Source organism: Acidiphilium sp. C61 (genome assembly GCF_905116885.1).
GTDB lineage: Bacteria > Pseudomonadota > Alphaproteobacteria > Acetobacterales > Acetobacteraceae > Acidiphilium.
This window is the reverse complement of the sequence record NZ_CAJHNI010000005.1, coordinates 1,862,772-1,875,707: the sequence shown is the minus strand read 5'-3', so window position 1 is coordinate 1,875,707 and position 12,936 is coordinate 1,862,772. Positions and strand designations below refer to the sequence as shown.

Annotated in this window: 11 protein-coding genes; 10 read left to right on the top strand and 1 reads right to left on the bottom strand. The window is 67.6% G+C overall.

Annotation, left to right across the window (positions count from 1 at the left end; all coding sequences use genetic code 11):
• Positions 1-14: 14 nt before the first annotated feature.
• The 8 genes from HUW10_RS11665 (at position 15) to HUW10_RS11630 (ending at position 8,105) form a co-directional block, all read left to right on the top strand.
• Complete coding sequence (locus tag HUW10_RS11665; RefSeq protein WP_174503661.1) at positions 15-917, top strand: 2-dehydro-3-deoxygalactonokinase; 903 nt, start codon at positions 15-17, stop codon at positions 915-917.
• A complete protein-coding gene (locus HUW10_RS11660) occupies positions 905-1,525 on the top strand; it encodes a 2-dehydro-3-deoxy-6-phosphogalactonate aldolase (RefSeq protein ID WP_174503660.1) in 621 nt (206 codons plus the stop codon). The genes HUW10_RS11665 and HUW10_RS11660 overlap by 13 nt, the downstream gene beginning before the upstream one ends.
• Before the next feature lie 101 nt (positions 1,526-1,626).
• On the top strand, positions 1,627-2,541 hold the full coding sequence (locus HUW10_RS11655; RefSeq protein WP_174503659.1) for an SMP-30/gluconolactonase/LRE family protein: 915 nt from the start codon (positions 1,627-1,629) through the stop codon (positions 2,539-2,541).
• 86 nt (positions 2,542-2,627) lie between these two features.
• The gene (locus HUW10_RS11650; protein ID WP_174503658.1) at positions 2,628-3,743 is read left to right on the top strand and encodes a sugar ABC transporter substrate-binding protein; all 1,116 of its coding nucleotides are present in this window, start codon (positions 2,628-2,630) and stop codon (positions 3,741-3,743) included.
• Positions 3,744-3,750: 7 nt separating this feature from the next.
• Entirely contained in the window at positions 3,751-5,232 is a 1,482-nt protein-coding gene (locus tag HUW10_RS11645; RefSeq protein ID WP_174503657.1) for a sugar ABC transporter ATP-binding protein, read from the top strand.
• Positions 5,222-6,214 carry an ABC transporter permease gene (locus tag HUW10_RS11640; protein WP_174503656.1) on the top strand — a complete coding sequence of 331 codons (993 nt, stop codon included), beginning with the start codon at positions 5,222-5,224 and terminating at the stop codon, positions 6,212-6,214. The genes HUW10_RS11645 and HUW10_RS11640 overlap by 11 nt, the downstream gene beginning before the upstream one ends.
• Entirely contained in the window at positions 6,211-7,155 is a 945-nt protein-coding gene (locus HUW10_RS11635) for an ABC transporter permease (RefSeq protein WP_174503655.1), read from the top strand. Before HUW10_RS11640 ends, HUW10_RS11635 begins: the two co-directional genes overlap by 4 nt.
• A 2-nt stretch (positions 7,156-7,157) precedes the next feature.
• On the top strand, positions 7,158-8,105 hold the full coding sequence (locus HUW10_RS11630; RefSeq protein ID WP_201712645.1) for an SMP-30/gluconolactonase/LRE family protein: 948 nt from the start codon (positions 7,158-7,160) through the stop codon (positions 8,103-8,105).
• 90 nt (positions 8,106-8,195) lie between these two features.
• On the opposite strand, the gene HUW10_RS11625 is transcribed toward HUW10_RS11630, so the two are convergent.
• On the bottom strand, positions 8,196-10,145 hold the full coding sequence (locus tag HUW10_RS11625; RefSeq protein WP_174503653.1) for a methyl-accepting chemotaxis protein: 1,950 nt from the start codon (positions 10,143-10,145) through the stop codon (positions 8,196-8,198).
• A 418-nt stretch (positions 10,146-10,563) separates the two neighbouring features.
• Here HUW10_RS11625 and HUW10_RS11620 point away from each other — a divergent pair, with 418 nt between their 5' ends.
• Together HUW10_RS11620 and HUW10_RS11615 are read left to right on the top strand one after the other, a co-directional pair.
• Positions 10,564-11,505, top strand: a complete 942-nt coding sequence (locus tag HUW10_RS11620) for a sigma-54-dependent Fis family transcriptional regulator (RefSeq protein WP_174503652.1) — start codon at positions 10,564-10,566, stop codon at positions 11,503-11,505.
• On the top strand, positions 11,495-12,883 hold the full coding sequence (locus HUW10_RS11615; RefSeq protein WP_174503651.1) for a hypothetical protein: 1,389 nt from the start codon (positions 11,495-11,497) through the stop codon (positions 12,881-12,883). The genes HUW10_RS11620 and HUW10_RS11615 overlap by 11 nt, the downstream gene beginning before the upstream one ends.
• Positions 12,884-12,936 lie beyond the last annotated feature (53 nt).

The following is a 12,936-nucleotide window of genomic DNA, read 5'->3' as shown; positions in this document are numbered from 1 at the left end:
ATGACCGGCCCCCGATGATCGGCCTCGATTGGGGGACGACACGGCTGCGCGCTTTCCGCATCGCGGAGGATGGCATGGCCCGCGACGTCCGCCGTGCCGATCGCGGCGTGCTGAGCGTGGCGCCGGGCGGCTTTGCCGACGTGCTGCGCGAGATCGCCGGGGACTGGCTGGCGGCCGGCGAGCGGCGGGTGCTGATCGCCGGGATGGCCGGCAGCCGCCAGGGCTGGCTGGACGTGCCGTATCTCGACTGCCCGGCGGCGTTCGGCGCGATCGCCGCCGCGGCCCGGCCGGTGGCGTTCGAGGGCGCCGAGGTGCTGATCCTGCCGGGGCTCGCGACGCGGGACGGGGATGGTGTTCCGGAGGTGATGCGCGGCGAGGAAACCCAGATCGCCGGTGCGGTCGGGGACGCTGCGCGCCGGCTCGTCTGCCTGCCGGGCAGCCACTCCAAATGGGCGGTCGTCGGGGCCGGGCGGATCGAGGGGTTCCGGACCTACATGACCGGCGAGGCCTTCGCCGCGCTGGGCGGGGCGACGATCCTCGCGCAGACGATCGAGGCGGGCGGGCCGGAGCCCGACGCCTTCGCCGACGGCGTCGCGCGGGCGCGCCAGCCTGGCGGGCTGCTGCATCATCTCTTCGGCGTGCGGACCAGGGTCTTGCGCGATGGCGTGTCGAAATCCGCCTCCCGCGCCTATCTGTCCGGCCTGCTGATCGGCCACGAGATCGGCCATGAGATTGGTCGCGCGCGGCCGGCGGCGGCGGCGGAGGTGACGCTGATCGGCGATCCCGCGCTCTGCGCGCTCTACCGCGATGCGATCGCGCTGTGCGGCGGGGCGGCGCGCGTACATGACGATGGCGCCGGCGACGCCGCCTGTCTCGGCCTTACCCGGCTCGGAGCGGAGATCCCATGGCGACACTGAAGGAACATCTCGACGCCTGCCCACTGGTCACGATCCTGCGCGGGGTCGCGCCGGACGAGGTGATGGCGCTGGGCGAGGCGCTGGTCGACGCCGGGCTGCGGATCATCGAAGTACCGCTGAACTCGCCCGACCCGTTCGAGAGCATCGCCCGCCTGGCCCGCGGGCTCGGCACGCGGGCGCTGATCGGCGCCGGAACGGTCATGACGGCGGAGGATGTCGCCCGCCTCGCCGGGGCGGGCGGGCAATTGATGGTCACGCCGCACGCCGATCCCGCCCTCGTGGCCGAGGCGAAGCGGCGCGGGCTGATCGCCCTGCCCGGCTTCTTCACCCCGGCCGAGGCATTCGCGCTGATCGGCGCCGGGGCGGACGGGCTGAAGCTCTTTCCCGCCGAAGCAGCAAGTCCCGCGGTGCTCAAGGCGTTGCGCGCGGTGCTGCCGCCAGCGCTGCCGGTGCTGCCGGTCGGCGGCATCACGCCGGCCACGCTTGCCCCCTGGCGAGAGGCGGGTGCTGGCGGCTTCGGCATCGGCTCGGCACTCTACCGGCCGGGCGACGACGCCGCTGCCGTGCGCATGAAGGCAGCCGGCTTCATTGCCGCGCTCGCAAGCTGATCCGGCTGCAAAACCTCTGGCCTTTGCGCCGATTGCCTTTTATCGTTTGACGGCAAGGACCGGATCGACCGGCCACAACGACGAGGGGGAGAGGCGCTGCCATGTCCGAGGCTTTTCACGTCTATGATGAACGATTCCGCTCGATGCTGCTGTTCAACGCGGCGATCGAGACCATCGCCACCGGCTGCCGCTGGGCGGAAGGCCCGGTCTGGTTCGGCGAGCAGAACTGCCTGCTGTGGAGCGACATTCCCAACGACCGGATGTTGCGCTGGACGACGAACGGGACGGTCGACGTCTATCGCACGCCGGCACGGCACACCAACGGCCATACCCGCGACCGGCAGGGGCGGCTGGTCAGCTGCGAGCATGGCGGGCGCTGCGTCAGCCGCACCGAATATGACGGCTCGGTCACGATCCTGGTGGATCGCTTCGAGGGCAAGCGGCTGAACTCGCCGAACGACGTGGTGGTGAAATCCGACGGGACAATCTGGTTCACCGACCCCGATTACGGCATCTGGAGCGATTACGAGGGCCACCGCGCCGAAAGCGAGATCGGCGCCTGCAACGTCTACCGGTTCGACCCGGCGAGCGGCGCGCTCAGCGTGGTCGCCAGCGATTACGAGCGCCCCAACGGGCTGGCCTTCAGCCCCGACGAACGGAAACTCTACATCGCCGATACCGGCATCACCCACCGGGCGGATGGCCCGCATCATATCCGGGTGCATGACGTGATCGACGGCGCGCGACTCGGGCCGGGCAAGGTCTTCACCGAAATCGCGAACGGGTTCGCCGACGGGTTCCGCATCGACGAGCACGGCAATGTCTGGTCGAGCTGCGGCACCGCCAACGGCGTCGCCGTCTTCGCGCCGGATGCAACCCCGCTCGGCAAGATCGACCTGCCCGAAGCCACCAGCAACCTCGTCTTCGGTGGGCCGAACCGCAACCGCCTGTTCATGACCGCGACCAGCTCGGTCTATTCGCTCTATGTCGCGGTGCGGGGCAACAAGACGGTGTAAGGGGCACGATTCTGATTGTCAGCGCCCCTTATTGATTGTATAAAACCGATAATAAACCGAATGTAACAAAATCCTGGGAGGACAAGATGGATTTCGATCAAACCGATTCCGGCGTGTTTGACCTGACCGGCGCGACCCGCCGCACGCTGCTCACCGGGCTTGCCGGCGGGCTCGGGCTAGCCGCCCTGCCCCGCTTCGGGCTGGCGAACAACCGCAAGCTCAAGATCGCCCTGTCGAACTCGTATATCGGCAACGAGTGGCGCATCGAGATGGTCAACCTCTTCAAGGCGGCGCTGCAGATGGAGCCGTACAAGAGCGAGATCGACGGATCGTATTTCAGCTCGGGCAACAACATCTCGCAGGAAAGCCAGCAGATTTCCGGCATGATCGCCGAGCGCGTCGATGCCATCCTGGTCGACGCCGCCTCGCCGACCGGGCTGAACGGCATTCTCCAGCAGGCCCATGCGCGCGGCATTCTCGTCGTCTCGTTCGACAACATCGTCACCACGCCAACCGCGATCAAGGTGAACACCGACCAGGTGAAGTTCGGCGCCACCCTGGCCGAATGGCTGGCGAAGAAGATCGGCGGCAAGGGCAATGTCATCATGGTGACGGGCGTGGCCGGCACCGGGGTGAACGAGGACCGCAACCGCGGCGCCGAAGAGGTCTGGAAGAAATATCCCGGCATCAAGATCGTCAGCCGTTTCGCCGGCGACTGGGCGTCCTCCACCGCAGAGAAGAACACCGCCTCGGTGCTGCCCTCGCTGCCCAAGATCGACGGTATCTGGTGCCAGGGCGGCACGGATGGCGTGCTCAAGGCCTTCATAGCCGCGAAACGACCGCTGCCGCCGACCGCCGGCGAGGCGGAAAACGGCTTCCGCAAGTTCATGACCGGCTATATGGGCCACAAGGTCGAGGGGCTTTCGGTCGGCCAGCCGCCCTACCTCGTGCTGATCGCGCTGGAACTCGCGCGGCGCATCCTCAACAAATCCTATCCGCGCAAGGACATCACCATCCCCTTCCCCTTCGTCACCAACGCCACGGTGAAGGTGGGAGAGACGGTGTTCCCCAACATGCCGGACAGTTTCTTCACCGACTTCACCGACAGCGGACCGCACGCGACGCTCAAGATCTGCGTCGATGCCGCGCTGCACGGCACACCCTGCGGCGGTTCCCTGACCGTGCATCTGCCCAAGGCCTGACCCGGCCATGACCGCACCCGCCATCGCGGCGCGCGGGGTCAGCAAGTCGTTCGGCGGCGTCAAGGCCCTCACCAGGGCCTCGATCGCCGTCGCGCGCGGCAGCGTTCACGCGCTGGTCGGCGAGAACGGCGCCGGCAAATCGACCCTGATCAAGATCCTCGGCGGCCGCATCGCAGCCGACGAGGGCAGCGTGGAAACCGGCGGGCCGGACCTGCGCATCGGCACCGTGTTCCAGGAACTCACGCTGCTGCCCTACATGACGGTGGCGGAAAACCTGCTGCTCGGCCGCGAGCCGCGCGGCCGGCTCGGCCTGATCGACCGCGCCGCGATGCCGCGCATCGCCGAGGCCGAACTCGCCGGGCTCGGCATCACCCATATCGATCCGCGCGCGCTGGCGGCGGACATATCGCTCGCCGAGCGGCAGATCATCGAGATCGCGCGGGTGATCATGGCGCGCCCGCAGATCCTGCTGCTCGACGAGGCGACATCCGCGCTGGTCGAGCGCGAGGTGGCCTGGCTGTTCGGCCAGATCCGCGCGCTGCGGGACGCGGGCGTGGCAATCGTGTTCACCTCGCACCGCTGGGGCGAGATCACCAGCATCGCGGACGAGATCACCATTTTCCGCAACGGCACCGATGTCGGCACCTTCACCTCGATCGGCGAGGACGAGGCGATCACGCTGATGACCGGGCAGGCGCTGGAGACGATCTTTCCCGCCCGCGGCGCGCAGCCCCCCGGCCCCGTGCTGCTCTCGCTGCGCGGCGCGCGGGCGGAGGGAACCGCGCCGCTCGACCTCGATTTGCGCGCAGGCGAGATTCTCGGCATCGGCGGCCTCGCAGGGCATGGTCATCGCGCCCTGTTCTTCGGCCTGTTCGGCGCCCCCGGCTTTCGCGAGGGGCGGATCGAGCGCGAGGGACGGCCGGTCCGCATCACGGCGCCCTGGGACGCGATCCGCGCCGGCCTCGCCCTGGTGCCGGAAGACCGCAAGAGCGAGGGGCTGTTCCTGCCGCTTTCCGTGCGGGACAATTTCACCCTGCCGATCCTGCGCCGGCTCTCGCGCCTCGGCATCCTGCGGCTCGGCGCCGAGCGCGCAACGGTGGCGGAGAGCATCCGCCGGCTTGCCGTGCGCACGCCCTCGGCGCAGCAGCCGGTCGGCGCGCTGTCCGGCGGCAACCAGCAGAAGGTGCTGCTCGGGCGCTGGCTGCTGACGCGCTCGCGCATCCTGCTGCTCTACGATGTGACCCGCGGCGTCGATGTCGCGACCAAGCACGAGATCTACGAGCTGATCGCCGGCCTCGCCCGCGAGGGCTACGCGATCCTGTTCTATTCGTCGGATGCGGAGGAACTCGCCCATCTGTGTCATCGGGTGAAGGTGATGCGGCGGGGCGCCTTCGTCGCCGAGTTGCCGGCCGACGCGCTGTCCGCCGAGGCGATCGTCGCCGCCGCGATGCGCGAGAGCGGCAAGACGGAGATTCCCCATGCAGCCTGACGCCGCAGCACTGCCGCGCGGCAGCCGCCTCGGCCACGCGATCGGGCAGAATATCGGCCTGATCCTCGCCGGCGCGATCCTCACCCTGGCGGTGGCCGGGTTCCTGATGGTCTACAGCATCGAACAGCACCGGCTGCCGGGCAATTTCGAACTGACCTCGACGGTGAACAACGCGATCCCGCTGGTCTTCGCCGCGGTGGGCCAGAGCTTCGTCGTGCTTACCCGCGGGATCGATCTCTCGGTCGGCGGCGTCGTCGATCTCGCCAACGCGCTGGCGGCGGTGACCATGGGCAAGTCGCTCGGCGGCGCGCTGCTGTGGTCGGCCGTCATTCTCGCGGTAGGGGCGGCGTGCGGCCTCGTGAACGGGCTGCTGGTCGCATTCGGCCGGTTGCAGCCGATCGTGGTGACGCTGGCGACACTGTCGATCTACCAGGGTCTGGCGATCCGCGTGCTGCCAGCGCCGGGCGGTGCGATCCCGCCGGCCTACACCAACCTGCTGGTCAACCCGAACGCGCCCTGGGCATTGGTTTATATCGGGCTCCTGATACTGGCCTGGGCGGCGTTCCGGCGCTCGCGCACCGGTGTGGATCTCTACGCGATCGGCAATGACGAGGCCTCTTCCCGCGCGCTCGGGGTGCGCGTGCTGCGCACCAAGATCATCGCCTACATGCTCGATGGCGCACTGGCGGCCGCGGCGGGGCTGTTTCTCGCCGCCTCGGCCACAGCGGGCGACGCGACGACCGGCAACAGCTACACGCTGACCTCCATCGTCGCGGTCGTGCTTGGTGGCGTCTCTCTGTTCGGCGGGCGCGGTTCCGCGGCCGGCGCGATCGCCGGTGCGTTCATCACCACGCTGATCGTCAACATCCTGTTCTTCAGCCACGTCAATCCGCTGTATCAGTCATTCTACGAAGGAGTGTTCCTGATCGTCGCGGTCGTGCTCGGCGGCGCCATCGGCGGCGCGATCAGGAGGCGGCAATGAGAGCTCTCTCCGTCGATACGCGGCGGATCCTTTATGCGATCATCGCGGCGATCGGGCTTTTCGTGGTTGGCGAGGCGGCGCATCCGGGCTTTCTGTCCGGCCCCAGCGTGGCCTCGATCCTGGTGATCGCCTCGTTCGTCGGCATCGTGGCGGCGGGACAGTGCTTCGTCATCCTGATCGGCGGGATCGACCTTTCGGTGCCCTGGGTGATGAACGCCGCGGCGATCCTGCTCACCACCACCTCGCTCGGCAAAAACACGGGCGCGCCGGAGGCGATCGCCGCGGCCATCGGCATGGGGGTGGCGGTGGGAGTGGCGAATGGCATCGGCATCGCCGTCTTCGGCATTCCGGCGGTGGTGATGACGCTGGCGGCGAACGGCATCGTCGAGGGGCTGACACTCGGGCTGAGCGGCGGTTTCACCTGCTCCTCCTGCTCATCCTACGCCCCGCCGCTGATCCAGACGCTGGCGCATGGCACCCTGCTCGGCATTCCCGATGCGCTCTGGCTCTGGGCGTTCGTGACCGCGCTGGTCAGCGGCGCGCTCGCGGTGACGCGGTTCGGACGGGCGACCTACGCGCTCGGCACCAATCCGCTCGCCGCCACCCTCGCCGGGATCGACGCACGGCGGATGACGATCCTGCTCTATGCCCTGTGCGGCGGGTTCGCCGCACTCGGCGGGATCATGCTGGTGGGCTTTGGCGGGCAAGCCTCGCTCGGCCTCGGCGACCCCTACCTGTTCACCTCGATCGCCGCGGTGGTGATCGGCGGGGTGAACATCCTTGGCGGTCGCGGCAATTATCTCGGCGTCGCCGCCGGCGCGGTGAGCCTGACCGTGCTGGTCTCGGTTCTGCTCGCGCTTTCGATGCCCGATTACGTGCGCAGCATTGCCTATGGCGTCGTCATCCTTGCGCTGCTGCTCGCTTATGGGCGGGAGACATGACGATCACCTCCTGGCAGCCGGCCGAGCGCTATCCCGACCCGGCGATCCATGTGCTCAGCCAGGCCTTCGCACGCTACCGGCTGTTCAACGCGGCGGTGGAGCGGCTCGCCGATGGCTGCCGCTGGGCGGAAGGGCCGGTCTGGTTCGGCGACGGGCGCTTCCTGCTATGGAGCGACATTCCGAACGACCGGATGCTGCGCTGGGACGAAGCCGATGGACGCGTCAGCGTGTTCCGCCAGCCGGCGGGCCATGCCAACGGCAACACGAGGGATCGCCAGGGGCGGTTGATTACCTGCGAACATGGCGGGCGGCGCGTGATCCGCACCGAGATCGATGGGAGCATCACGGTGCTCGCGGACGGGTTCGGCGGGCGAAGGCTGAATTCGCCGAACGACGTCGTGGTGAAATCCGACGGCAGCATCTGGTTCACCGACCCGCCCTTCGGCATTGCCGGATGGTATGAAGGGCGCCGCGCGGAGGCGGAGCTGAAGCCCGCGATCTACCGGATCGACCCGGCGAGCGGCACGGTCTCGATGGTCGCGGACGACATCGCGGGGCCGAACGGGCTGGCCTTTTCGCCCGATGAGAGCCGGCTCTACGTGGTCGCCTCGCGAGCCGAGCCTCACCGGGCAATCCATGTGTTCGATGTGGTGGATGACAGCCGCCTCGCCAACAATCGGCGACTGATCGATGCCGGCCCCGGCGGCACGCCGGATGGGTTTCGCGTCGATATCGACGGCAATCTCTGGTGCGGCTGGGGGATGGGCGAGGCCGAACTGGACGGGGTGATGGTGTTCGACCCCGGCGGAACGCCGATCGGCCGCATCGCCCTGCCCGAGCGCTGCGCCAATGTCTGCTTCGGCGGGAGGCATCGCAACCGGCTGTTCATGGCGGCGAGCCGGAGCCTGTATGCGCTTTACGTCAACACCCAGGGTGTGCGCGGAGGGTGATCCGCCGCCGTATGGGCGCCGGCTGGTGATCTCGATGAAAAACCGGCGGGAGACTGGCTCCCGCCGGGGGGGCGAGCGTAGAGGGTAGGGTCAGAAATCTTCCCAGTTATCCTCGCCAGCGGCTTCCATCTGCGGTTCCCGTTGCGGCGCGGGCTTCGCGGGACGGATGGCAGCCTGTGCGGGGCGCGATGGAGCCGCCCGGTTTGCAACGGGCCGGGCGCTTGCCGTCGGGCGCGGCGCGACCGGTTCGTGCGCGACCGCGCCGAGGTCGAACCGCGCCATCAGGCCGGAAAGCTGCTCAGCCTCCCGCGCCAGGCTGTGACTTGCCGCCGTCGACTCCTCGACCATCGCCGCGTTCTGCTGCGTCGTCTGGTCCATCTGACCGACGGCCGTGTTCACCTGGACAAGCCCGGTCGCCTGCTCCTGCGCGGATGCGGCGATTTCCGCCACCACGCCGTTGATCTCGCCGATCTGCCCGACGATGCGCTCAAGAGCCCGACCGGTCTGACCGACGAGGTCGACGCCCGCGACAACCTGCTGGTTCGAGGCGGAGATCAGCGTCTTGATTTCCTTTGCCGCATCCGCCGAGCGCTGCGCGAGCGCGCGAACCTCGGAGGCAACGACGGCAAAGCCGCGCCCGGCATCGCCCGCCCGGGCAGCCTCGACCCCGGCATTGAGCGCCAGCAGATTGGTCTGGAAGGCAATCTCGTCGATCACCCCGATGATGCTGCCGATCTGCTTCGACGATGCCTCGATCTCGCCCATCGCCGCGACCGCCTGCGACACCACGGCGCCGCCGCGTTCTGCATCGCCCTGCGCCGCGCCGACGACAGTTCGGGCATGCACGGCCCCATCGGCGGTCCGCCGCACGGTCACGGTGATTTCCTCGAGCGCGGCTGCGGTTTCTTCAAGTGTGGCGGCCTGCTGTTCGGTACGGCGGGACAGATCGTCCGCCGCCGCGGAAATTTCAGAGGCGCCCGACCGGATCGCCCCGGCATTCGCCGCGACAACCCCCATCGTCTCCTGCAACCGTTCCAGCGCCGCGTTGAAATCGTCGCGCAGACGGTCATAATCGTCACCGAAAGCCTCGGTCAGCCGGTAGGTGAGATGTCCGGCCGCAAGCTCCTCGAGACCGCCGGCAACGGAGTCGAGCACATGAGCGAGCTGCCGTGCCGCTGCCTCGCGCCGGGCCTCGGCTTCCTGCCGCTCGGCTTCGCGTGTGCGGGCGAGCTGGGCAGCTTCGGCCTCGATCCGGGCCTTCTCGATCCCTGCGGACTTGAAGACCTCGACCGCGCGCGCCATGCCGCCGATCTCGTCCTTGCGGTCGGTAAAGGGGATGGATGTGTTGAACTCGCCGCGGGAAAGCTGCGTCATCACCGAGGTGATCGCGTGCAGCGTGTTGTTGACGTTGCGCTGCATCAGATACATCGCCAAGAGGAACAGCGCGAAGAGCGGCAGGAAAAGCATCGAGAAGCGGGAGACGCCTTTCCAGAGCTGGGCATCGATGTCGTTGACGTAGGCGCCGGTGCCGATGTACCAGCCCCAGCCAGGCACCTGCCCCATCAAGGAAATCTTCGGCTGCGGCTTGGCCGAACCCGCTTTCGGCATGAAATAATGGGCGAAAGCCGGATGGCCGGCACGGATCGAGTCGATCATCGCCCGATCGGTGTAGTTGCCGTACACGTCCTTGGCATTGAAGCGATCGGTACCGATCAGCGCCTTGTTGACATGCTGCAGCCCGATCCCTTTCGCACTATCGACGAAATAATAATTCCCGTGATCGAAGCGGGCGGCGCCGAGGGCCTTGAGCGCGAGCGACTTCGCCTGCGGCTGCGGCATCGTCCCCTTCTCCGCCATGTCGACGAAGCCGCTGGTGATGTGAACGGCGTCGCTCACCAACGCGCGGATTTCGGATTTCCGCGACTGCATCTCGATCTGGTAGGACGCCAGCAGCCCGAGGGCGATGGCCACCAGGGTCATCGCGATGCCGAACGCACCGAGCGCGGCAAACTGGTGACGGATTGAAAGCTTGTTCAGCACGACATGTCTCCGGATCAACCTTCCCGGACTGCATGACAGAGTTTAGTTAAAAAAAAGTGTTCTGATGTCGCATCGGCTGCGGATATCCAGAACGGAGATCGCATCGGGCGGATCGTCCTTCCGGATGATATTCAGAAGAACGATGCCTTTTTGATAATCAAATCACCCCGAAAATATCCCAATAGTGTAAATAAATACCTTATATAAAGTCCAACATGGCTTTAAAGAAATATTTTTAATACATTCTGCAATATTTTCACGCATCATCGTTGATAGCATCCCCCGCGATCCACCCAGTGGGGAGGCCATGCGACACAACGCTCTGCACGGAAATATTCTCCGACCGGTCGAGTCCGCGCCCGCGCGCCGGCCTTGCTCCGCAGCCAGCCGCCCTCCTGGACCCGGTCCCGAAAGGGTCATGGTCGGGCAGTCGGCGTCGATGCGCCGGCTGTTCGAGCTGATCCGCCGGTTCGCCCCGGTCGATGCACCGGTGCTGATCACCGGGGAGACCGGCACCGGCAAGGAACTCGCCGCCCGCGCCATCCACGACCGCTCGAACGCCCGCGACGGCCGGTTCGTCGCCATCAACTGCGCAGCACTGCCCGCCGGGCTGATCGCCTCGGAGCTGTTCGGCTACGAGAAGGGCGCCTTTACCGGCGCCACGGCGCGGCGGATCGGGCTCGTCGAGATGGCGGCTGGCGGCTCGCTCTTTCTCGACGAGATCGGCGACCTGCCGATGGACCTGCAGGGGCATCTGCTGCGGTTCCTGCAGGAGGGGCAGATTTTCCGCCTCGGCGGGCGCGAGCCGGTGAGTGTGCGCACCCGCGTCATCGCCGCCACCCATGTCGATCTGCGGCGGGCGATCGGCGAAGGCCGGTTTCGCGAAGACCTGTTCTACCGGCTGAATGTACTGCAACTCGAGATACCGCCGCTGCGCGCGCGGGATGGCGATATCGAACTGCTCGCCATGGTCGTGCTGCGAGCCGCCGCGCGCGATCTGGGGCTGGCGGTGGACGGGTTTTCGGCCGCGGCGCTGGCTGCGCTCTGCCGGCATGACTGGCCGGGCAATGTACGCGAACTCGTCTCGACGGTGCGGCGGGCGGCGGTGATGGCGAGCGGGCAAACGATCGGGGAAGCGGACCTCGCCTTGCCCGCCGCGCGCGAGAGTCCGCGCCTGCGGGCGACCACCGGCCCGCACGGGATGATCGACCCCGAGGCGGTGCGCGCCGCCCTCGCCCGTTGCGGCCAGAACCGCGCCCGCGCCGCCCGCGAACTCGGCATCGCCCGCATAACGCTCTACCGCGCGCTGCAACGCATGGCGGCGACCGGCCACACGGAGGACACCAGCGATGAAACTTGAACCGACACGACCGCGCCGTGTGGCGGCAGCCTTGTTTGCCGCCGGACTGGCACTGCCCGCCGCCGCCGCACAGCCAGGCACCGGCACAACCGCGAGCACTACGGCAGACAGCACGCCCGCGCAGAGCAATGGCGCGGCACTTGAACGACTGCGCGCCAGCGTCGCCCGGGCCGAAGCAAGATTACGCCACACGCGGCACGAGCTCGACCGCGCCCGCGCCGATCTCGACCGCCAGGGCGCCCTGCTCGACGAGGCCATGCGCCGGCTCCGCGCAGCCGGGCCAGGGCCGACCAGCGCGGCACAGGACCAGGCGGCAGCCGCGACCGACGCAACGGCTGCGGACACCGCAGCACCTCCTCCAGAACAGACATCGGCACCGATCACCGGCACGAAGCCGGCGGAACGGCGGGAGGCTCGCGTGCTGCAGACCTCGCCGCTGCAATCCGTCGGCGGCGTGCTGACGCCAAGCGGCACGCTGGTGATCGATCCCTCGCTCGAATACGACTATTCGGCCGACGACCAGCTGAGCCTGAACGGGTTCACCATCCTGCCCGGCATCACCTTCGGCCAGCTCCTGCTTGCGCGAGTGCGGCAAAGCATGGTGACGCCGGCGCTGACGCTGCGCTACGGGCTGACCGACCGGCTGGAATTGAGCGCAAGGGTTCCCTTCGTCTACGCGTATCAGGAGACCGTCACCCAATCGATCCTCCAGCAGAGCGGCGGGGGAACCACGGTCGGCGTGCTTGCGCCGAGCGCCCATGCGGCCAGCCTCGGAGACATCCAGTTCGGCGCCAGCTACCAGTTCAATCAAGGCGGCGGCGGCGTGCCGATCGTGGTGGGGAACCTGATCTACAAGACCGCAACCGGCACCAGCCCGTTCTCGGTCCCGGTCTACACGACCGCCGATCCGAATGGCGGCATCATTTCCGGCATCCAGAAGAAAGTGCCGACCGGAACCGGATTTCCGGCGCTGGAACCCAGCATCACGTTGCTCTACCCGACCGCGCCGGGGATCCTGTTCGCCAATCTCCTCTACATCCACAATTTCGGCAGCACCGTGCATGTGCAGGATCCGGGCGGCGGCCCGGCGGTGGCGGCAGACGCAAAACCCGGCGATGCGGTGGCGGCGACGTTCGGCATCGGCTTCGCCCTCAATGACGAAACGACGTTCACCCTCAGCTACCAGCAGGAACACGTGTTCGGTGCGACATTCAACCATGCGGCGGTGAAGGGCTCGACCTACGATTTCGGCACCTTCAATTTCGGCATCGGCTATCAGCTCTCGAAATCGACCACGATCAATCTCGGCGTCGGCATCGGCGCGGGGCCGAACGCGCCGGTCGCCAAGGTTCTGATCGATGTGCCGGTCCGCTTCTGAGGCGGGCCGCATGTATCGGTGTCCAGCGTTTGCTGAAGCGTTTCATGGAACAC